The following is a 19,859-nucleotide window of genomic DNA, read 5'->3' as shown; positions in this document are numbered from 1 at the left end:
GGCGTGACATCCACCGCCCTGAGCCTCCGAGCCGGCACACTCGGGCCCATCGGGCTTGTCGTTGCGGGGCTGCTCTGCCAGGAGATCGGCGCGTCGTTCGCGATCACGCTGTTCCCGACCGTCGGCGCTCTCGGCATGGTGACACTCCGCCTCGGGTTCTCCGCGCTCGTCCTGATGGCCCTCTGCCGCCCCCGGCTTCGGGGATACAGCCGCAGCGACTGGATGATCGTGGTCGCCTTCGGTCTCACGGTGGGCGGCATGAACATGATGTTCTACACCGCGCTCGACAGGTTGCCGCTCGGAACCACCGTCACCATCGAGGTTCTCGGGCCGCTGGTGCTCTCGGTCGTCGTGAGCCGGCGCGCTTCCGCCTGGCTCTGGGCGGTCCTCGCTTTCGCGGGCGTCGCACTGCTCAGCCAGGGCGGTGCGGACGCCCTCGACCCGGTCGGCGTCGCCTTCGCCGCAGGAACCGGGGTCTTCTGGGCGGCCTACATCCTGCTCTCGGCGCGCACCGGGGCCCGATTCCCGAAGCTCGACGGCATCGCGATCGCGATGGTGGTCGGAGCCATCATCTCCCTGCCGTTCGGGTTGCTGACGGCCGGATCCGCCCTCGTCGAGCCCCGGGTACTGCTGCTCGGCCTGGCGGTTGCTCTCCTCTCCTCGACGATCCCGTACGCGTTCGAGCTGCTGGCCTTGCGGCGCATCCCAGAGGCGACGTTCTCGATCCTGATGAGCCTCGCGCCCGCGATCGCGGCACTGGCCGGGCTCGCCATCCTCGGCCAAGCGCTGACCTGGGTCGAGGCGGTGGCGATCGCGCTGGTCATCGCTGCGAGCATCGGAGCAGTGCGCACCGCGGCGCGGCGGCGGGTCATCGCTCCTGCGGAGCCGCTGGCGTGACGCCGACCTCTGGCGATCCGCCGTCCCGGGTGGCAGGCTGTTCGCCATGACGAAGACACCAGCGCCGGGAGTCTGGCCCACCTTCCGCTTCCATGACGCGGCAGCCGCGCTGGCCTGGCTCGTCGAGACCATCGGGTTCACCGAACACGTCGTCTACCGGGGCGACGTCGCCGGGGATCCCGAGCGCGACATCGCGCACGCCGAACTGCTCTGGCCGGGCGGCGGCGGAATCATGTTCGGCAGCGACACCGGCGGCACCGGATGGTCGGGAACGGTCGGCGGCCCGGGAACCTCGACGACCTACCTCAGTACCGACGAACCCCGGGCGGTCTTCGACCGGGTGAGCGCGGCCGGGTGGACGATCATCCGCCCCCTCACCGAGCAGAGCTACGGCGGCAGCGAGTTCTCGTTCACCGACCCCGAGGGCAACGCCTGGAGCGTCGGCAGCTACCGCGGCGAGAACCTCTGACCCGACCCGCCTCGCCCCCCCTCCCGCCCCGCTCACCGATCGGGGAGTCGATTTCTCCGGCAAAAAGCCGATTTTGGTGGAGAAATCGACTCCCCGAGGGGGGGGTGCGGGTGGGGTGGGCGCTACCGGGCGGGGGTGAGCCGGGGCTACTCGGCGGGCGCCGCCGCTGCGGCCGGAACCGCGGGCGCCGGGAAGATCGCGCCGAGCAGGCTCTCGACCCACGCGATGAGTTCCGCGTCGGGCAGCGGATGCCCGTTCACGACCGGCATCGGAACCGACAGTGCTGCAGCCGCCGCCATGTACTTCGCGGACGGGTACATCCGCCGGAGCCTGGCCTGCACCGAATCCGCCAGCGCCGCAGGCGCCACGCGCAGATTCGACCCCATCGCCACGACCTCGCTGAGCCCGGTGCGCTGGGCGAGCCGGCGCAGTTTCGAGACCGTGATCAGGTTCGTGACCTGCTCCGGCGGTTCGCCGTACCGGTCGGTCAGCTCTTCGAGCACCTGGTCGATCTGGCCGTCCGCCGCGGCCGGCGACGAGGCGGTCGAGAGCTTCTGGTAGGCCTCCAGCCGCAGCCGCTCGCTGTCGACGTACCCTTCGGGGATGTGCGCATCCACCGGCAGTTCTAGCCGCAACTCGGTCTGGCCTTCTGCGACATCGCCGCGGAACGTCGAGACGGCCTCCCCGATCATCCGGAGGTAGAGGTCGAAACCGACACCCGCGATGTGGCCCGACTGTTCGCCGCCGAGCAGGTTGCCCGCCCCGCGGATCTCGAGGTCTTTCAGGGCGACCTGCATGCCGGAGCCGAGCTCGTTGTTCGCCGCGATCGTCGAGAGGCGGTCGTGCGCGGTCTCCGAAAGCGGCTTCAGCTCGTCGTAGAGGAAGTACGCATACGCCCGCTCGCGGCCGCGCCCGACCCGCCCGCGCAGCTGGTGCAACTGCGACAGGCCGTACTTGTCTGCACGGTCGATGATCAGCGTGTTGGCGTTCGGAATGTCGAGCCCGGTCTCGATGATTGTGGTCGAGACGAGCACGTCGAACTTGCGTTCCCAGAAGTCCACGATCACCTGTTCGAGCAGGTGCTCAGGCAGCTGCCCGTGGGCGACGGCGATACGGGCATCCGGAACCAGCTCGGCGATGTGCGCCGCGACCCGGTTGATCGATGAGACCCGGTTGTGCACGAAGAAGACCTGCCCCTCGCGGAGCATCTCCCGATGGATGGCGGCCGCGATCTGCCGGTCGGAGTTCGGGCCGACATAGGTGAGGATCGGGTGCCGGTCTTCGGGCGGCGTCGCGAGCGTCGACATCTCGCGGATGCCCGTCACCGCCATCTCGAGGGTGCGAGGGATGGGCGTGGCGCTCATCGAGAGGATGTCGACGTTCGTCTTGAGTTTCTTCAGCTTGTCTTTGTGTTCGACACCGAAACGCTGCTCTTCGTCGATGATCACGAGGCCGAGGTCTTTGAACGTCATCGCTTCGGCGAGGATGCGGTGGGTGCCGATCACCATATCGATGGTGCCGTCTTCGAGGCCTTTGATCGTCTCGCGGGCCTCCTTGTCGGTCTGGAACCGCGAGAGCGCACGGGTGTGCACAGGGAAACCGGCGAAACGTTCGGTGAAGGTCTCGAGATGCTGGCGCACGAGAAGGGTGGTCGGCACGAGCATCGCGACCTGCTTGCCCTCCTGGATGGCCTTGAATGCGGCGCGCACGGCGACCTCGGTCTTGCCGAAGCCCACGTCACCGGCGAGAAGGCGGTCCATCGGGATCGGCCGCTCCATGTCGGCCTTGACCTCGTCGATCGTGGTGAGCTGGTCGGGCGTCTCGGCAAACGGGAACGCCTCCTCGAGCTCCCGCTGCCAGGGGGTGTCGGGGCCGAACGCGTAGCCCTTCGACGCCATGCGTGCCGAGTAGAGCTTCACGAGCTCGACGGCGATGTCGCGCACGGCCTTCCGTGCCTTCGTCTTCGCCGCCGACCAGTCGCTGCCGCCCATCTTCGACAGGGCGGGCGCCTCTCCCCCGACGTACCGGGTGAGCAGGTCGAGCTGGTCGGTGGGAACGTAGAGCTTGTCACCGGGGTAGCCGCGCTTCGAGGGCGCGTACTCGATCAGCAGGTATTCGCGGGTGCTCTTCACCGGGTTGCGGCCGCCGCTCGACACCTCGCGTTGCACGAGTTCGAGGAACTTGCCGATGCCGTGCGTCTGGTGCACGACGATGTCTCCGGCCTTCAGCTGCAAGGGGTCGACGACATTCTTGCGGCGCGTCGCCAGCTTCTTCACCTGGCGGGCGTCGTATCCGGCGCTCCGACCGTAGAACTCGTTCTCACTGATCAGCGCGAGCTTGATCTCGGGCAGCTCGAAGCCGCTCTCGACGGTGGCCTTCACGAGGTAGGCGATTCCCGGCTCGGGTGCGGCCGGGAACTGCTCGACCACGCGCGCAGGCAGTTCGCGTTCGGCCAGGACGTCGGCCGCGCGTTCGACGAGACCGGTGCCCGCCGCGACGACCGCGACACTCCAGCCGTCGTGCATCCGGCTCGCCACATGATCGAGCGCACCCTCGACGTTGCCCTGGAAGCTCGGAACGGCGTCAGCCTGGATTCTCAAGTAGTGCGCATCGGTGCCCACGATCGCTTCCAGGTGTTCGTCGACGGATGCCGTTCCGCTGTCGAACGTACTGAGAGTCCACCACGGGCGGTGGATGCCGGCGGCGTCGCGCAGGTCGTTCAGCGTGATGAATTCGCCCGAAGCCAGGTCGATCGGAGCCTCGGCTCCTGCGGTGGCGGCGTTCCAGGCGGCGGAGAGGAACTCGCGGTTCGTCTCCGTCAGGCTGACAGCCCGACTTGCCACCCGTTCGGGCGAGATGACGGCGATCGCGGCACCGGCTGGCAAGTAGTGGGTGACCGTGACGAGTCGATCGAGCAGCGCAGGGGCAAGCGACTCCATCCCCTCGACGGGGATGCCCTGGCCGATCTTCTCCAGCAGCCCCGACAGGCTCGGGAACTCGTGCTGCATCTCCCGCGCGCGCTGCTTCACGGACTCGCTGAGCAAGAGCTCGCGGCTCGGCGGCAGCTCGACGTGGTCGAACTGGTTCTCGAGCGAACGCTGGTCGGCGACCGAGAAGCCGCGGATCTCCTCGATCTCGTCGCCGAAGAAGTCGACCCGCACGGGGTGCTCGGAGACGGCCGGGAAGATGTCGAGGATGCCGCCGCGCACCGCGAACTCGCCGCGACGGGTGACCATGTCGACCCGCGAGTAGGCGAGTTCGACGAGTTCGCCGACCAGGCTCGCGAGATCGTAACCGCGGCCGCCCTTCACCAACCGCACGGGCTGGTGCTCGGTGAGGTTGTCGGCCAGGGGCTGGAGCGCGGCACGAACCGACGCCACGACGACAAGCGGCCGGGGACGTTCTGCGCCCTTCACCTTCGCATCGGCAGCTGCCGTCTCGGCGGTCCACTCGTCGAGGCGGCGGAGCGCGGCGATGCGCTTGCCCACGATCTCGGCGCTCGGACTCAGCCGCTCATGCGGCAGTGTCTCCCACGCCGGGAACTCGAGGATGTCGGCACCCGGCGCCAGGCACTCGAGGCTCGCGCGCAGACTCTCCGAGTCGCGCCCGGTTGCCGTCACCACGAAGAGCGCCTCCGGGAGTCCCCGTTCCGCGCGCTGCGCCAGGAGCCCGGCGAGAAGCGGCGCCCGCAGCCCGTCGGTGAGCGAGAAGTCGGCATCTCGTCCGGCTTCCGCCAGGGCACGGTCGAACGTGGAGGCGCGCGAAAGCGCCGGAATCAAGCCCTGAAGGATCACGTACCCAATTCTACGGCTCCCCTCCGACACCCGGCCGGGCTTGCGCCGACAGCGTGCGCGGCTCAGCTCAGGCGGGCGGCGCGTGGAAGCGCTGCTGCGCGGCCGTGAGGCCGTCGGCGGCGATGAGTTCGACGGCGTCGGCGGCATCCGCCAGCAGGTTCGGCAGCACCGTCCGCTCCGTCGACGAGAAGTCGCGGAGCACGAAGTCCGCCGCGCTCTGCCGGCCGGGCGGGCGCCCGATGCCGACCCGCACCCGGGTGAAGTCGGGTGTGCCCGAGGCCGTGATGATGTCGCGGATGCCGTTGTGCCCGCCGTGCCCGCCGCCCGACTTCAGGCGGAGGGTGTCGAACGGGATGTCGAGCTCGTCGTGCACCACGATCAGGTGCGACGGATCGATCGAGTAGTAGGAGAGCAGGCCGGCGGTCGGCCCGCCCGAGTTGTTCATGTAGCTGTTCGGCTTGGCGAGGACGAACCGCGTCCCGCCCGGAACGAGCCGCCCCTCGGCCACCCGGGCGTTGGAACGGTGCGCTTTGAACGACCCCGAGAACCGCGACGCCAGCTCGTCGAGCACCATCTGGCCCACATTGTGCCGGTTGCCGGCGTACTCCGGGCCGGGGTTGCCGAGCCCGACGACGAGCCACTGGTCGTCAGCAGCCATGACGCGCACCTTTCAGCGGAGAGGAAGAAGAACCTGGGGGAGAAAACAGACGTGCCGCGGCGAACAAGGCCGCCGCGGCACGTCTGGACAGAACAGGAGACTATGCGGTCGTCGGGGCGTCCGACGTCGACGCGTCGCCGGCCGAGAGGCTGTCGCCCAGGTCCTGCTCCTCGGGGATCGAGACGGCAACGATCAGCTGGTCCTCGTCGCCGACGAGAACAGCGCCCTCGGGCAGTTCGATGTCCTTGGCGAGGATCTGGGTGCCGGCCTCGGCGCCCTCGATGTTGACGACGACGCGGGTCGGGATGTTCGTGGCGAGCACCTCGAGCAGCAGCGTGAAGGTGTCGAGGTCGGCGGTGGCGCCGGAGACGGGCTCGCCCTCGACCTGCACGGAGACCTCCACCTGCACACGCTCACCCTGGCGCACGACGATCAGGTCGAGGTGCTCGATGATCTGGCGCACCGGGTCCTTCTGCACATCCTTGACCAGCGCGAGCTGCTTGGCGCCTTCGATGTCGAGCTCGATGAGCGCGTTCGACTTGCGGATGAGCAGGAAGACCTCGTGGCCCGGAAGGCTCACGTGCTGCGGGTCGGCGCCGTGGCCGTAGATCACGGCGGGGATCTTGCCGGCGGCGCGGAGCTTGCGCGCCGCACCCTTGCCGAAGGAAGTGCGCGTCTCCGCGATGATCTTGTTGTCGTCAGCCATGGTGTTTCTCCTTGCAGGCCACGAAGGCCCGCTGTAAAAGTCTCGAATGAGAGGGTTTGTGGGTGTGTTCAACTCGAACGCATCAGCGTGAGGAAAGACCAGAAGCCTCGTCCACCGCGTCGATCACGGATGCAGAGCATCCCTCGCCGAAGTTCAGCTTGAGAGTCTACACGGAACCGCGGAGCCACACGATCGCCTGCAGGACGACCTCGTCGACTCCACCCGCCGTGTCGAGCACGACGCCGCGCTCGTCGGCTTCCAGCGGCTCGAGAGTGCCGAGCTGCGAGGCGAGCAGGGCCGGCGGCATGAAGTGGTTCTCGCGGTGCACCAGGCGGGCGCGCAGCAGGTCCGCCCCGGCGGCCAGGTGGAGGAACACGGCGTCGGGTGCGGCACCCCGCAGGACCTCCCTGTACACACGGCGGAGGGCCGAACACGCGACGACAGGGCCGGCACCCGGCTCCGAATGCAGCACGTGCCCAACCGCTTCGAGCCAGGGCTGCCGGTCGGTGTCGGTGAGCGGCACGCCGCTGGCCATCTTCGCCGTGTTGGCTGCGGAGTGCAGGTCGTCGCCGTCGATGAAGTCGACGCCGAGTGCTGAAGCGAGCGCGGCTCCGACGGTCGATTTACCCGATCCGGAGACCCCCATCACGACGACGGGCGGCAGAGCGGGGGCGGAAGCTGTCACATCCCGAGCCTACGCGGCGCCGCCACCACCGATCGGCCCGAGGGCGATCAGCAGGGCATCCAGAGCCATCGACGCCGCGTAGAGCACCGCGAGGATGACGTAGCCGAGCACCTCCCGGCGCGACCCGATACCGGGCTTGTGCCACCACGCGAAGACCCGGAAGATCCAGGGCGCCACCAGCCAACCGAGAAGCTGCGTGCTGACGATGTTGCCGATGAACAGGCTCAGCCAGAACGGCACCCCGCTGAGGAACGGCTCGCTGATGAGATACCCGAACAGGAACACGATCGGGTACAGCACCAGCAGCACGAGCAGGTTGTCCTTGAAGATCATCAGCCGGCTCGGCCGGTCGGTGCTCCAGAAGGTGAATCCGTACTTCGCCTTCGAGACGCGGGTGTTCGAGGCGAAGGCCTCCCCCTCCGCCAGCAGCTTCTGGCGCTGCGGAGAATCCGTCCAGGCCGCGAGGTTCTGGTCGGTGTCGAAGCTCAGGATGACCGTCCAGTCCTCCTGCACACCGGGAGTCGGGCGTTCGATCTTGTGCCCCTGGAAGCCCGGGAAGTTGGCCTCGGCCGCCGAGATCTTCCGCTGCCAGCTGAGGAATGCGGCTTCGTCGGCCGGTGCAACACGGCTGGTGACGATGATCGACGCCGCCTCCGGCGCCTTCCGCTCGTCTTCGGTGACGAGGTTGATCTCCTCCTGGCCGACGAAGTGCTCCTTGATCTCGTCGAACAGGGCTGCCCGCTCGGGGCTCTGCAGCCAGCCCCGGGCGGCCTCGACGTTCGCGAACCGCTGCACGAGCACCCAGTCGGTCTGCGACGGTGGCGACGGTTCGATGACGTCGCGCCCGAGGAAGCCCGGCCAGACGCTCAGCACGTTGCCGAGCTTCCGCTGCCAGGCCCGGTAGACATCGTCGCTGCCCGGCAGCACACGGCGCTGGATGATCAGCGAGACCGCGGGCCCCTGCCGGGTCTCACCGACCGTCGTCGCCACACTCAGCCCTTCTTGTAGGCGCGTGACCCGTAGACCCAGGTCTCGTCGACAGCACGTTCGTCGCCGACGATCATGATGCCGAACAGCATGTTCGCCGCGTCATCCATCGTCACCGGGTCGCCGCCGTCGGCGATGAGCGAGGAGTGCCAGTCGGCGCCGGGGGGGCCCTGGGTCCAGTCGAGGGCGACGAAGTCCGCCTCCTTGCCGACCTCGAAGCTGCCGACCCTGTCGTCGATGTAGAGACCCTCGGCCCCGCCCAGGGTGATCGACCAGAACGCGCGGTAGGCCGACAGCTTGTTGCGCTCGGCCTCGGCGCTGTCTTTCAGTGAGGGGTCGACACTGCCGTCGAGCAGGGTGTTGTTGATCATCCCGACCTTGTACGCGCCGTCGAGCACGGAGAGCATGCTGAACCGGTTTCCGCCGCCCATGTCGGTGCCGAAGGTCATCCGCACCCGCTGGTCGGGGTCGGTTGCCTTGCCGAGGCGGAACATACCGCTGCCGAGGAAGAGGTTCGAGTTCGGGCAGAAGGTGACGGAGGCCTCGGCCTCGTGCAGGCGCTTGTACTCCGAGTTCGACAGCCAGACGGCGTGACCGCCGGTGAACTTCGGGCCGACGAGGTTGTACTTCTCGTAGACGGCGAGGTAGTCCTCCGCGCCCTCGTGGGCCTCACTGACGCCACGCACCTCCGCCGGGTTCTCCGAGATGTGGGTGTGCACCCAGGCATCCGGATGCTCGGTCTTCAGCTGTGCGCAGCGCTCGAGCAGCTCGGGGCTCGCGCCGAACGCGAACCGCGGCGTGATCGCGTAGAGGTTGCGGCCGACGTTGTGGTACTTCTCGATCAGCGTCTTGCTGTCGGCGTAGAAGTTGTCGGCGGTGTCGACGAAGTAGTCGGGAGCGTTCTTGTCGATGCCCGTGAGCCCGGCGATGACGCGCATGTTGCGCTTCGACGCCTCCTCGAAGAGTTCCTCGGTGCAGACGGGTGCACTGCTCGTGAACGCCTGTACCGTCGTGGTTCCGGAGGCGAGCAGGTTGTCGAAGAACCGCACGGCACCGTCTTTGGCGTAGGCGCGGTCGGCGTAGCGGGCCTCCTCGGGGAAGACCCACTTCTGAAGCCACGGCAGCAGCTGCTCGCCGAAGGCACCGAGCACCCGGGTCTGCGGGAAGTGGATGTGCCCGTCGATGAACCCCGGGGTGATGATGCGGTGCTCGATGTGGGTCACGTCGATGTCAGCGAAATCGTTGATGATCTCGCTGTAGTCGCCGAAAGCGATGATGATGCCGTCTTCGACCACCAGCAGTCCGTCGGAGTGGAACCGGGCCGAGGCCTCCTCGTCGCCGACGTGCTTCCAGGGGTCGTCGACGAAGTCGAAGAAAGTGCCTCGGATGCCAGTGATACTCACGATGTGTCGCCTCTCCTAGGGTGCTCGGTGCGATCCTATTACCCCCGCACCCCCGACCGGGGGGAATTGCCCACATAGGGGGGTACCCATCCCTCACCCAACCCCCACGCGGGCACCCGGGGGCGCCCGGCGTCGAAGCACTACGCTGGAAACGGTACTTATCTGGAGGAGAACAATGGCTGAAACAAGCGAAGCGACAGCGAACATCGGCGTTGTCGGGCTTGCCGTGATGGGCTCGAACCTGGCCCGCAACCTGGCGAGCCGCGAAGGCAACACGGTCGCCGTGTACAACCGGTCGGTGGAGCGCACGAACCTGCTCACCGAGGAGCACCCGGAGGCCGGCTTCGTCGCCAGCGAGAAGATCGAGGACTTCGTCGCCTCCCTCACGAAGCCCCGCACGGCCATCATCATGGTGCAGGCCGGCAAGGGCACCGACGCCGTCATCTCGCAGCTCGCCGACCTCTTCGAAGAGGGCGACATCATCGTCGACGGCGGCAACGCGCTCTTCACCGACACGATCCGCCGCGAGGAGGCCGTGACGGCGAAGGGCATCCACTTCGTCGGCACCGGCATCTCGGGCGGCGAGGAGGGCGCGCTCAAGGGCCCCTCGATCATGCCTGGCGGTTCGGATGAGTCGTGGAAGACCCTCGGCCCCATTCTGAAGTCGATCGCGGCCGTCGCCGAGGGCGAGCCCTGCGTGACCCACGTGGGCACGGGCGGCGCCGGCCACTTCGTCAAGATGATCCACAACGGCATCGAGTACGCCGACATGCAGCTGATCGCCGAGTCGTACGACCTCCTGACGAAGATCGGCGGCCTCACGCCGCGCGCCGCGGCAGACGTCTTCACCGAGTGGAACTCGGGCGACCTCGAGTCGTACCTGATCGAGATCACGGCCGAGGTGCTGAAGCAGGTCGATGCAGAGACCGGCAAGCCGTTCGTCGACATCGTGCTCGACCAGGCAGGTTCCAAGGGCACCGGCGTCTGGACCGTGCAGAACGCCCTCGACCTGGGTGTGCCCGTCGGCGGCATCGCCGAGGCCGTGTTCGCCCGCGCCGTGTCGTCGCACCCCGAGCAGCGCGAGGCGGCCCAGGCCGTCATCACGTCGCGCCCGTCGCCCGTCGAGGTCGGTTCATCGTTCTCCGACGACGTGAACGCGGCGCTCTACGCCTCCAAGGTCGTCGCGTACGCCCAGGGCTTCGACGCCATCATCGCGGGCGCCGAGAAGTACGGCTGGGACATCAACAAGGGCAACATCGCGAAGATCTGGCGGGGTGGCTGCATCATCCGGGCCCAGTTCCTGAACCGCATCGTCGAGGCGTACGACAAGAACCCGGGCCTGAAGACGTTGCTTGCCGACCCGTACTTCGCCTCTGCGGTGGCGAACGGCGAGGCGGCCTGGCGCCGGATCGTGTCGACCGCTGCGCTCTCGGGTATCCCTGTTCCCGGGTTCAGTTCGGCGCTCAGCTACTACGACTCGCTCGCGTCGAAGCGCCTGCCGGCCTCGCTCGTGCAGGCGCAGCGCGACTTCTTCGGTGCGCACACCTACAAGCGCGTCGACAGGGAAGGCACCTTCCACACCCTGTGGTCGGGCGACCGCACGGAGATCGAGTCCGAGGGCAGCTCGCACTAGCAGCCCCATCGCGGGAGTCAGTGGATGGGCGGATAATCTCTCTATGGCCACTGACTCCCCCGAGACTCCATCCGCCCGACCCGTCGTCCTGGTCACCGGTACGTCCACAGGCATCGGGCTGGCCACGGCCGTCTCAGCAGCCCTCGCCGGCTGGCATGTTGTCGCCACGGTGCGCCGAGCGGGCAGCGATGCCGAGCTGCTGACGGCCGCCGCGGTCGCCGGGGTCTCCGAATATCTCGAACTGCGGATGCTCGACATCACCGACCCGCAGGCGTCCGCCGCCCTGGTCGACGACATCGCGTCAACCCACGGTCGGCTCGATGCCGTCGTGAACAACGCCGGAGCGGGCCACGTGGGCACCCTCGAACTCGACACCCTCGACGCGGTACGACAGGTGATGGAGGTGAACTACTTCGGGGTGCTCAATGTCACGAGACCCGCGATGCCGCACCTCCGGGCATCCGGCGGCAGCCTCGTCACAGTCACGAGCGTGGGCGGTATCGTCGGCCAGCCCTTCAACGAGAGCTACTGCGCCGCCAAGTTCGCGGTCGAAGGCATGATGGAGAGCCTCCACCCCGTCGCGGCCGCAGCCGGGGTGCGCGTCACAGTCGTCGAACCGGGCGCCGTGGCCACCCAGTTCGTGGCGAACGTCGGTGCGAGCATCGACGCGCTCAGCACGGGGGCCGCGAACGGCTCCGAGGCCTACCGCGAGGCGTTCGACCACTACCTCGAGCGCACCAGGGGCTCCTTCGATGGCGCACAGCAACCGCAGGGCGTCGCCGACGTCATCGTCGGGATTCTTCTGGATGACCGGCCACCGTTCCGCGTGCAGACCTCCGATGCGGCGACCGGTTTCGTCGGGCTCAAGCTCCGCGACCTCGACGGCACGGCCGTCACCGGAGCCACCGCGGGATGGATCGCGTGACCGACTACGACGACGAACCCGAACTCGCCGGCTATGAGCCGCACGGCGACAGGCCGCTCCGGAGCGCCAGGCGCCTGCACGTGATGCGCGCGGTCGTCGTACTCGGCATCGTCGCGCTCGTGCTGCCGGGCATCCTCACGACCTACAGCCTCGCCAAAGCGACCGCCGGCGCCGCCTGCCAGGCGAACGTGGCCTACCGGGTACCGAGCGCCACCGGCTCGTCGGTGCGGTTCGAGCTCTTCGCCGCCGTCGGTGCCGGCTGGGTGTGCTACTCAGTGGGGGCGTACGGCGGCGACCGCAAACCGGTGGCGGCGCTGGGGCTGATCCCCTCGTACCCGACCCAGGCCGAGCTGCGCCAGCTCAGCCCGCAGGACGCGCTGAACCCGTAGGGCTCTACAGGCCGAGGCGCGACTTCACTTCGATCACCGAGGGGTTCGTGGCGCTGGAGCCGTCGGGAAAGAGCACGGTCGGCACCGTCTGGTTGCCGCCGTTCAGGGCCTCGACCAGCTCGGCCGTGCCCTCGACCTCCTCGATGTTGACCTCGGTGTAGCCGATGCCGTCTTTGTCGAGCTGCTTCTTGAGGCGGTTGCAGTAACCGCACCACGAGGTGCTGAACATCGTGATGGTCTCGGCGGCAGGAAGGAAGTCGGTTGTGGTCGTCATGATGTCTTCAACCGGTGGCCTGCGACGTTTATTTCACGAACAGATTTTCACGCATCGCCGTCGAACATCGACGTGACGGAGCCGTCGTCGAACACCTCGTGGATGGCGCGCGCGAGCAGCGGCGCGATCGGGAGCACTGTCAGCGACGGGAAACGCTTCTCCGCCGGAATCGGGAGCGTATCGGTCACGACCACCGAGTCGATGAAGTCCGACTGGAGGATGTCGTAGGCCGGGTCGGAGAACACGGCGTGCGTCGCCGCGACGATGACGCCCTTGGCGCCGGCGTTCTTCAGAGCCTCCGAGGCCGCGACGATCGTGCGGCCGGTGTCGATCAGGTCGTCGACCAGCAGGCACCAGCGGCCGCTCACGTCACCGACGATCTCGTGCACCGAGACCTGGTTCGGCACCAGCGGATCACGGCGCTTGTGGATGATCGCCAGGGGTGTGCCGAGCTTGTCGCTCCACACATCGGCGACCCGCACGCGCCCCATGTCGGGCGAGACGACTGTGAGCTGCTTTAGGTCGAATGTCCTCCGAATGTGCTCCATGAGCACCGGCATGGCGAACAGGTGGTCGACGGGGCCGTCGAAGAAGCCCTGGATCTGCGGGGCGTGCAGATCCACCGACATGATGCGGTCGGCACCGGCCGCCTTGAAGAGGTCGGCGACGAGGCGGGCCGAGATCGGCTCACGGCCGCGGTGCTTCTTGTCCTGCCGGGCGTACGGGTAGAACGGGGCGACCACCGTGATGCGCTTCGCCGAGGCGCGCTTCAGAGCGTCGACCATGACGAGCTGCTCCATCAACCACTCGTTGATCGGCGTCGAGTGCGACTGGATGACGAACACGTCGCTGCCGCGCACGCTGCCGTTGAAGCGCACGTAGAGTTCGCCGTTCGCGAAGGTGTGCGCGGTGGTGCTGATCAGTCCGGTGTCGAGCTCGGCCGCGATGGCCTCAGCGAGCTCGGGGTGCGCCCTGCCCGAGGCGAGAACGAGGTGCTTTTCACCGTTGGACGTGATCTCAGACACTTATTCTCCCGAATCCGGCGCGACGGGCGCCGCTGTTGTTGAATTGTCGGCCGCGGCGGCTTCGGCCCGCTTCGCAGCCAGGTCGGCGGCCGATCCTTCGCGATGCGAAGCGACCCACCCCTCGAGGTTGCGCTGCGGTGCGACGTTCATGGCCAACGATCCTGCTGGAACGTTCTTCCGCACCACTGTTCCGGCGGCGCTGTACGCTCCGTCACCAATTGTAACGGGGGCGACGAACACGTTGTGCGACCCGGTGCGCACATGCGAACCGACCTCGGTGTGGCTCTTCACGATGCCGTTGTAGTTGGCGAAGATCGTGGCTGCGCCGATGTTCGACTGCTCGCCGATGCGCGCGTCTCCGACGTACGAGAGGTGCGGAACCTTGCTTCCCGCGCCGATCTCGGCGTTCTTCGTCTCGACGAAGGTGCCGATCTTGCCGCCGGCACCGAGCACGGTGTTCGGCCGGAGGTAGGAGAACGGCCCGACGGTGGCTCCGGCTCCGATCACGGCGAGTTCGGCATCCGTTCGTTTCACGATCGCCCCCTGCCCGATCTCGCAGTCGACCAGGGTCGTGTCGGGGCCGACGACGGCGCTGCGCGCGATGGTGGTCGCACCGCGGATCTGGGTTCCCGGCAGGATGGTCACGTCGGGTTCGAGGGTGGCCTTCAGGTCGATCCAGGTCGTCGCCGGATCCTGGACGGTGACGCCGGCCAGCTGCCAGCCCCGGATGATCAGGGCATTCATCTGGGCGGCGGCTTCGCTGAGCTGGGCGCGGTCGTTGATGCCCGCGACGAGCCACGACTCGGCGACCGCGAGGGCGCTCACATCGGATCCCGCCCGGCGGAGCAGTTCGATGACGTCGGTGAGGTACTTCTCGCCCTGGGCGTTGTGCGTGCTGAGCTGCGGCAGCAGGTCACGGAGCTCGGACACGCCGAACATGTACACCCCGGCGTTGATCTCGGCGATCGCGAGCTCGCTGTCGGTCGCGTCACGGTGCTCGACGATGCGGTCCACCCGGCCCGCGCTGCCGTCGGCGCGCGAGGCATCGTCGTCGGTGTGGCGCACGATGCGGCCGTAGCCCGACGGATCGGGCAGGAAGGCGCTCAGCAGCGTTGCGGATGCCCGGGAGCGACGGTGCTCGTCCACGAGGCCCGCGAGGGTCTGCACGTCGAGCATCGGGGTGTCGCCGTTCATCACCAGGACGTCGCCGTCGAAGTCGGCGGGAAGGGCGGCCACCGCCTGCTCCACGGCGCGACCGGTGCCCGGGATCTCGTCCTGGTCGACGACCAGGCCGTCGGGCAGCTGTTCGGTGATCACGTCGACGAGGAGGTCGCGTTCGTGGCGCACCACGGCGACGGTGTGCACAGCGTCCAGTTCCCGTGCCGTCGCGAGCACGTGGCTCACGATCGGGATGCCCGCGAGGTGGTGCAGGAGCTTCGGCGTCTCGGACTTCATGCGCGTGCCCTGGCCTGCGGCGAGGATGATGATCGCGAGTCGGGAGTCGGTCATGGTCCTCTTTCGTTCCGTTCGCCCGGGGCGCGGACGCCGAGCGCTCCGCCTCCAGGATTCGAACCTAGTCCTAACAGCTCCAAAGGCTGTCGTGCTGCCGTTACACCAAGGCGGAATGCCCACGGCGTTCGCCGCGTGCAGGGAACAAGTCTGCCAGATCACGCGCCCGGGCGTGACGGGCCAGACCAGATCCGGGCGGTTTCGGGCGATAATGAAAGGATGCCCGAACCGGAATCCACAGACTCAGTCGATGCGATCGTCGACGCGTGGAAGAGGGAACGGCCCGATCTCGACTTCGCACCGCTCCAGGTGCTCTCGCGCGTCTGGCGGCTCTCGCGGCACCTCGACCGGGCGCGCCGCACTTCCTTCGGCACCAGCGAGCTGGATTCGTGGGAGTTCGACGTGCTCTCCGCGCTCCGGCGGGCGGGCTCTCCGTACCAGCTGAGCCCGAAGGCACTGCTGGAGGAGACACTCGTGTCGTCGGGCACGATGACCAACCGGATCGACCGGCTCGTCAGCCGGGGCCTCGTCGAACGGCGCACCTCACCGAAGGACGGCCGCGGCATCCTCGTCACCATGACGCCCGACGGCCTCGCCCGGGTCGACCGGGCGATCGACGAGCTCGTGATCAACGAGACGCAGCTGCTGTCGGGCCTGTCGAAGCCCGACCAGGAACGCCTGGCCGGGCTTCTGCGGAAACTCTCCCGCGACTTCGGCTAAGCCAGCAGCTCGCTCAACTCGAGCCAGCGCAGCTCCAGGTCGCTGAGCGTCGACTGCACCGTGTCGAGCTCGGCCGACAGGGCACCGAGGCCGGCGTAGTCGCTGGCGTCGTGAGTCGCCATCTTCTCGTGGATGCCTGCGACCTGCGTGCCGTACTTCTCGAGCCGGCGGTTCACCGAGGCGAGCTCCTTCTGCGCATTGCGGAGGTCCGCACCCGACAGTTTCGGCTTCGAGGGCGCACCGGTGGCACTGCCCGATCCACCCGCCGGAGCCGAACCGCCCGCCTGCGACTCGGTCGGGCTCGACGTCGACCCGCGAGTCCCCGTGCGCTGCTGCAGGGCGCGCACCTCGAGGTACTGGTCGACCCCCCGCGGGAGGTGGATGAATCCACCCTCGATCACCGCGTACTGGTTGTCGGTCACGCGCTCCAGCAGGTACCGGTCGTGCGAGACGACGAGGAGCGTGCCGGGGTAGGTGTCGAGCAGATCTTCGATGGCGGCGAGCATGTCGGTGTCGAGGTCGTTGGTGGGCTCATCCAGAATCAGCACATTCGGCTCGCTGAGCAGGATGAGCAGCAGCTGCAGGCGACGCTTCTGCCCACCGGAGAGGTCTTTGACCGGGGTGGAGAGCTGCGCACTCGTGAAGCCGACGCGTTCGAGCAGCTGGGTGGGCGTCATCTCCTTGCCGCCGGAGACGTAGCTGCTGCGCTGGCGGCCGATGACCTCGCTGACGCGGTCGTTCAGGATGTCGTCGAGCTCGAAGAGCTGCTGGGTGAGCGTGGCGACGCGGATGGTCTTGCCGCGCTTGACCGTGCCGGTGGTCGGCTGGAGTGAGCCGGCGACGAGGCTCAGCAGGGTCGACTTGCCGGCCCCGTTCACGCCCAGCACCCCGGTGCGCTCGCCCGGGGCGATGCGCCAGGTGACGTCGTGCAGCACCCGCTTCTCACCCTGCGAGCCGGCTCCGTCGTAGACGACGGAGACGTTCTCGAGGTCGACCACGTCTTTGCCGAGGCGCTGCATGGCCATCGAGGCGAGCGAGATCGAGTTGCGCACGGGCGGCTCGTCGGCGATCAGCGCGTTGGCAGCGTCGATGCGGAACTTCGGCTTCGCGGTGCGGGCGGGGGCCCCCCGACGCAGCCAGGCGAGCTCCTTCTTCATCAGGTTCTGGCGCTTGCCCTCCATCGTCGCCGCCATCTGGTCACGCTCGACGCGCTGCAGGATGTAGGCCGCGTAGCCGCCCTCGAACGGCTCGATCAGCCGGTCGTGCACCTCCCAGGTGGCGGTGCAGATCTCGTCGAGGAACCACCGGTCGTGGGTGACGACCACGAGCCCGCCGGAGTTCGTCGACCAGCGGCGCTTGAGGTGCCCGGCGAGCCAGGAGATGCCCTCCACGTCGAGGTGGTTCGTCGGTTCGTCGAGGAAGATGATGTCGTGGTCGCCGATCAGCAGCTGGGCGAGCGCGATTCGGCGGCGCTGGCCACCGGAGAGGTCGCTGACGTTCGCCTCCCACGGGATGTCGCTGGCGAGGCCCGCGATCACGTCGCGCACGATCGGGTCGCCCGCCCAGACGTGCTCGTCGATGTCGCCGACGATGGTCTGGCCGACCGTGAGCGTGTCGTCGAGGGTGTCGGACTGGTCGAGCACCGCCAGCGTGACACCGTTCCGGCGGGTGACGCGGCCGCTGTCAGGCTCGAGCCTCCCCGCGAGCATCCGGAGCAGGGTGGACTTGCCGTCGCCGTTACGACCGACGATGCCGATGCGGTCGCCCTCGTTGATGCCGATGGTGACGTCGTCGAAGATCACGCGGGTGGGGAATTCGAGGTGGAGGGACTCTGCCCCCAGTAGATGTGCCATTACCTCAAGTTGACCACAGAATCGGGGGACCCACGGAGAGGGTGTAAGAGGCACCACCCGTGTAGCGTCGGGGGTGACGCAGAAAGCAGGTCTCCCATGAGTCTCGGATTCGGTATCTTCCTCTTCGCCGTCGGCGCCATCCTCGCCTTCGCGCTCGACGTGACCGTCAGCTGGATCGACCTGAAGACGGTCGGTTACATCCTGATGGGCGCCGGTTTCGTCATTGTCATCATCGGTATCGCGCTGATCGCTCGGAAGCGCTCCTCGACCGCGACGACCCGCAGTGCGGTCGACCCGGTGAGCGGCGAGCAGATCACGCGGAGCGAGCGCCGCGACGACATCGTCTGAGTGCTGGTGCGGCTGGTGCGGCGGCCGGGCTGGCTGCCGGGGCGTCGGCCGGGCTCTGGATGCTCGGCTAGCCTTCGAGGGTGACCTCTTCGACGAGCGTGGCGGAACTGATCGCCGCCAAGATGACCACCACTCCCGACTTCCCGCAGCCGGGCATCCTGTTCCGTGACCTGACCGGCCTGATGGCCGACGGACCGGCCCTCCGGCAGGTGACGGATGCCCTGCTCTCCCGGATGCCGGCCGACATCGATGCCGTGGTCGGTGTCGAGGCCCGCGGGTTCCTGTTCGCTGCCGCCGCCGCGCACTCGCGGGGCATCGGGGTGTACCCGATCCGCAAAGCAGGCAAACTGCCCGGGCCGCTGCTGAGCGAGACATACGATCTCGAATACGGCACCGCGACCATCCAGTTGCAGCCGGACTCGCTCGCCCCGGGCTCCCGCGTGTACGTGCTCGACGATCTGCTCGCCACGGGCGGTACCCTCGCTGCGGCCGTGCGGCTGCTCGAACGGGCGGGCTACGTGGTCGTGGGGCTCGGCGTTGCCATCGAGCTCACGGGGCTCGGCGGGCGCGAAGCCGTCGCCGGGTACCCGGTGCACGCGCTCATCGAGCTGCCGGCCTGAGCGCGGCGGTGGTGGTGGGCGGCCGGGCGGCGGCGAGCGCCGGGACTGCTGCGGGCGGTCGGGCGGCGGCGGGCGGTCGGGCTGCGACGGGCGGTCGGGCGGCGGCAGGCGGTCGGGCTGCGGCAGGCGGTCGGGCTGCGGCAGGCGGCCGGGCGGCGGGCGCCCGCGCATGATGAGCTTCGAGCTGCTGCTCGACCCAGTGACGGATGCCCGGATCAGGGCTGAGTGGCAGCCCCTCCTGGATGCTGGCCTGCCGAGCCAGGCGCGGCACACCGGCGCGAGCAACGCGCCGCACCTCACGCTGCTCGCCGCGCGCGCGGTGCATGCCGATCTCGGCCCCGCCGAAGCGCCCGGCGCTCAAGCCGCGCTCGATGCCGACGCAACAGCAGCTCTCGAAGCGGATGCTGGATCCGGGCCGGGACTGGAGCACCGACCGCTTCCGCTCACCCTCCAGGGTTTTGCCGTGTTCGGCCAGCCGCCGTCGGGCCTCGTCCTCGCCAGGCTCGTCGTCGTGAGCCCCCGGCTGCTCGAACTGCACGCCGCAGTGCACCGGCGCGCTCGAGGAGTGGTCGACCTGTCGGCGTTCAGCCGCCCGGACGCATGGCTGCCGCACGTCACCCTCGCATCGCGACTGACACCCGCGCAGCTCGCCGACGCTCTCACAGCGCTGGCCGCCGAGGGCTGGGCCACGCACGATCTCATGGCGGGCACCTCGTGGCCGTCCTTCGCCGGCCCCCTGCGGCACTGGAACGGCGACACAAAACGCCTTACCCTCGTACCGCCCGGCCCGCCGGCCACCACATCGGACACGGATTCGGCGATTCGCCCCAGATAGTACGCCGGATGCCCGAAACCTGTCGGCGCCCGAATGAACCGACGAACCTCAGGCGCTGCGACCGCGTATACGAGTTCGTGTGGGCTGAGCTCCGCCGGTTCGCGAGGGCGGCGCGGCGCGGTGGAGGGC

19 protein-coding genes and 1 tRNA gene are annotated in these 19,859 nt (G+C 68.3%); 9 read left to right on the top strand and 11 right to left on the bottom strand.

Going from position 1 to position 19,859, the window contains the following annotated elements; genetic code table 11:
* Nucleotides 1-3: 3 nt before the first annotated feature.
* On the top strand, nucleotides 4-897 hold the full coding sequence (locus FB464_RS02715; protein WP_246092892.1) for an EamA family transporter: 894 nt from the start codon (nucleotides 4-6) through the stop codon (nucleotides 895-897).
* Nucleotides 898-943: 46 nt separating this feature from the next.
* Nucleotides 944-1,366 (top strand): VOC family protein, encoded by a 423-nt coding sequence (locus FB464_RS02710; protein WP_116415226.1) that lies wholly within the window; start codon nucleotides 944-946, stop codon nucleotides 1,364-1,366.
* Nucleotides 1,367-1,512: 146 nt separating this feature from the next.
* Here FB464_RS02710 and mfd read toward each other — a convergent pair whose 3' ends face one another.
* From mfd to guaD, 6 genes are all read right to left on the bottom strand, one after another.
* On the bottom strand, nucleotides 1,513-5,160 hold the full coding sequence (gene mfd / locus FB464_RS02705; protein WP_116415227.1) for a transcription-repair coupling factor: 3,648 nt from the start codon (nucleotides 5,158-5,160) through the stop codon (nucleotides 1,513-1,515).
* A 67-nt stretch (nucleotides 5,161-5,227) separates the two neighbouring features.
* On the bottom strand, nucleotides 5,228-5,818 hold the full coding sequence (pth, locus tag FB464_RS02700; protein WP_116415228.1) for an aminoacyl-tRNA hydrolase: 591 nt from the start codon (nucleotides 5,816-5,818) through the stop codon (nucleotides 5,228-5,230).
* Between the two features lie 100 nt (nucleotides 5,819-5,918).
* On the bottom strand, nucleotides 5,919-6,524 hold the full coding sequence (locus FB464_RS02695) for a 50S ribosomal protein L25/general stress protein Ctc (protein ID WP_116415229.1): 606 nt from the start codon (nucleotides 6,522-6,524) through the stop codon (nucleotides 5,919-5,921).
* 166 nt (nucleotides 6,525-6,690) lie between these two features.
* Nucleotides 6,691-7,209 carry a gluconokinase gene (locus tag FB464_RS02690; protein WP_246092891.1) on the bottom strand — a complete coding sequence of 173 codons (519 nt, stop codon included), beginning with the start codon at nucleotides 7,207-7,209 and terminating at the stop codon, nucleotides 6,691-6,693.
* Between the two features lie 9 nt (nucleotides 7,210-7,218).
* Nucleotides 7,219-8,199 carry an antibiotic biosynthesis monooxygenase gene (locus FB464_RS02685; protein ID WP_116415231.1) on the bottom strand — a complete coding sequence of 327 codons (981 nt, stop codon included), beginning with the start codon at nucleotides 8,197-8,199 and terminating at the stop codon, nucleotides 7,219-7,221.
* Nucleotides 8,200-8,201: 2 nt separating this feature from the next.
* Complete coding sequence (gene guaD, locus FB464_RS02680; protein WP_116415232.1) at nucleotides 8,202-9,599, bottom strand: guanine deaminase; 1,398 nt, start codon at nucleotides 9,597-9,599, stop codon at nucleotides 8,202-8,204.
* 175 nt (nucleotides 9,600-9,774) lie between these two features.
* Between guaD and gndA the strand changes: the two genes are divergently transcribed.
* From gndA to FB464_RS02665, 3 genes are read left to right on the top strand one after another with little or no spacing between them, the layout of a single operon-like run.
* Complete coding sequence (gene gndA, locus FB464_RS02675; RefSeq protein ID WP_116415233.1) at nucleotides 9,775-11,232, top strand: NADP-dependent phosphogluconate dehydrogenase; 1,458 nt, start codon at nucleotides 9,775-9,777, stop codon at nucleotides 11,230-11,232.
* Between the two features lie 43 nt (nucleotides 11,233-11,275).
* Nucleotides 11,276-12,157, top strand: a complete 882-nt coding sequence (locus FB464_RS02670) for an SDR family NAD(P)-dependent oxidoreductase (protein WP_116415234.1) — start codon at nucleotides 11,276-11,278, stop codon at nucleotides 12,155-12,157.
* Entirely contained in the window at nucleotides 12,145-12,546 is a 402-nt protein-coding gene (locus tag FB464_RS02665) for a hypothetical protein (RefSeq protein WP_116415235.1), read from the top strand. The genes FB464_RS02670 and FB464_RS02665 overlap by 13 nt, the downstream gene beginning before the upstream one ends.
* 4 nt (nucleotides 12,547-12,550) lie before the next feature.
* Here the strand turns inward: FB464_RS02665 and FB464_RS02660 are convergent, their stop codons facing one another.
* The 4 genes from FB464_RS02660 to FB464_RS02645 all read right to left on the bottom strand — a co-directional run bounded on the left by FB464_RS02660 (nucleotide 12,551) and on the right by FB464_RS02645 (nucleotide 15,469).
* Nucleotides 12,551-12,820 carry a mycoredoxin gene (locus FB464_RS02660; RefSeq protein WP_116415236.1) on the bottom strand — a complete coding sequence of 90 codons (270 nt, stop codon included), beginning with the start codon at nucleotides 12,818-12,820 and terminating at the stop codon, nucleotides 12,551-12,553.
* A gap of 47 nt (nucleotides 12,821-12,867) precedes the next feature.
* Entirely contained in the window at nucleotides 12,868-13,845 is a 978-nt protein-coding gene (locus FB464_RS02655; protein WP_116415237.1) for a ribose-phosphate diphosphokinase, read from the bottom strand.
* Complete coding sequence (gene glmU / locus FB464_RS02650; RefSeq protein WP_116415238.1) at nucleotides 13,846-15,354, bottom strand: bifunctional UDP-N-acetylglucosamine diphosphorylase/glucosamine-1-phosphate N-acetyltransferase GlmU; 1,509 nt, start codon at nucleotides 15,352-15,354, stop codon at nucleotides 13,846-13,848.
* 43 nt (nucleotides 15,355-15,397) lie between these two features.
* Nucleotides 15,398-15,469 (bottom strand) — tRNA-Gln (locus FB464_RS02645).
* 104 nt (nucleotides 15,470-15,573) lie between these two features.
* On the opposite strand from FB464_RS02645, the gene FB464_RS02640 reads away from it, so the two are divergent.
* Entirely contained in the window at nucleotides 15,574-16,074 is a 501-nt protein-coding gene (locus tag FB464_RS02640; protein WP_116415239.1) for a MarR family winged helix-turn-helix transcriptional regulator, read from the top strand.
* On the opposite strand, the gene FB464_RS02635 is transcribed toward FB464_RS02640, so the two are convergent.
* Nucleotides 16,071-17,927 (bottom strand): ABC-F family ATP-binding cassette domain-containing protein, encoded by a 1,857-nt coding sequence (locus FB464_RS02635; RefSeq protein ID WP_116415240.1) that lies wholly within the window; start codon nucleotides 17,925-17,927, stop codon nucleotides 16,071-16,073. The two genes, FB464_RS02640 and FB464_RS02635, sit on opposite strands and share 4 nt — an antisense overlap.
* 96 nt (nucleotides 17,928-18,023) lie before the next feature.
* On the opposite strand from FB464_RS02635, the gene FB464_RS02630 reads away from it, so the two are divergent.
* The 3 genes from FB464_RS02630 to FB464_RS02615 all read left to right on the top strand — a co-directional run bounded on the left by FB464_RS02630 (nucleotide 18,024) and on the right by FB464_RS02615 (nucleotide 19,730).
* Nucleotides 18,024-18,275: a DUF6458 family protein gene (locus tag FB464_RS02630; RefSeq protein ID WP_116415241.1), complete on the top strand. Its 252-nt coding sequence runs from the start codon at nucleotides 18,024-18,026 to the stop codon at nucleotides 18,273-18,275.
* Nucleotides 18,276-18,355: 80 nt separating this feature from the next.
* Complete coding sequence (locus tag FB464_RS02625; RefSeq protein ID WP_281279726.1) at nucleotides 18,356-18,895, top strand: adenine phosphoribosyltransferase; 540 nt, start codon at nucleotides 18,356-18,358, stop codon at nucleotides 18,893-18,895.
* A 169-nt stretch (nucleotides 18,896-19,064) separates the two neighbouring features.
* The gene (locus FB464_RS02615; RefSeq protein ID WP_116415242.1) at nucleotides 19,065-19,730 is read left to right on the top strand and encodes a 2'-5' RNA ligase family protein; all 666 of its coding nucleotides are present in this window, start codon (nucleotides 19,065-19,067) and stop codon (nucleotides 19,728-19,730) included.
* The last annotated feature ends 129 nt before the right edge of the window (nucleotides 19,731-19,859 follow it).

The sequence above is a fragment of the Subtercola boreus genome, assembly GCF_006716115.1.
Taxonomy (GTDB): Bacteria; Actinomycetota; Actinomycetes; order Actinomycetales; family Microbacteriaceae; genus Subtercola; species Subtercola boreus.
The sequence above is the reverse complement of the archived record's forward strand: the minus strand, read 5'-3'. Positions and strand labels throughout refer to the sequence as shown.

Excerpts from the sequence above, each read along its gene's own strand:
- FB464_RS02630 (WP_116415241.1), top strand. The coding sequence starts at position 18,024 with ATGAGTCTCGGATTCGGTATCTTCCTCTTCGCCGTCGGCGCCATCCTC.
- FB464_RS02615 (WP_116415242.1), top strand. The coding sequence starts at position 19,065 with ATGATGAGCTTCGAGCTGCTGCTCGACCCAGTGACGGATGCCCGGATC.
- FB464_RS02710 (WP_116415226.1), top strand. The coding sequence starts at position 944 with ATGACGAAGACACCAGCGCCGGGAGTCTGGCCCACCTTCCGCTTCCAT.
- FB464_RS02665 (WP_116415235.1), top strand. The coding sequence starts at position 12,145 with ATGGATCGCGTGACCGACTACGACGACGAACCCGAACTCGCCGGCTAT.
- FB464_RS02640 (WP_116415239.1), top strand. The coding sequence starts at position 15,574 with ATGCCCGAACCGGAATCCACAGACTCAGTCGATGCGATCGTCGACGCG.
- FB464_RS02695 (WP_116415229.1), bottom strand. The coding sequence starts at position 6,524 with ATGGCTGACGACAACAAGATCATCGCGGAGACGCGCACTTCCTTCGGC.
- glmU (WP_116415238.1), bottom strand. The coding sequence starts at position 15,354 with ATGACCGACTCCCGACTCGCGATCATCATCCTCGCCGCAGGCCAGGGC.
- FB464_RS02660 (WP_116415236.1), bottom strand. The coding sequence starts at position 12,820 with ATGACGACCACAACCGACTTCCTTCCTGCCGCCGAGACCATCACGATG.
- gndA (WP_116415233.1), top strand. The coding sequence starts at position 9,775 with ATGGCTGAAACAAGCGAAGCGACAGCGAACATCGGCGTTGTCGGGCTT.
- FB464_RS02635 (WP_116415240.1), bottom strand. The coding sequence starts at position 17,927 with ATGGCACATCTACTGGGGGCAGAGTCCCTCCACCTCGAATTCCCCACC.
- FB464_RS02670 (WP_116415234.1), top strand. The coding sequence starts at position 11,276 with ATGGCCACTGACTCCCCCGAGACTCCATCCGCCCGACCCGTCGTCCTG.
- pth (WP_116415228.1), bottom strand. The coding sequence starts at position 5,818 with ATGGCTGCTGACGACCAGTGGCTCGTCGTCGGGCTCGGCAACCCCGGC.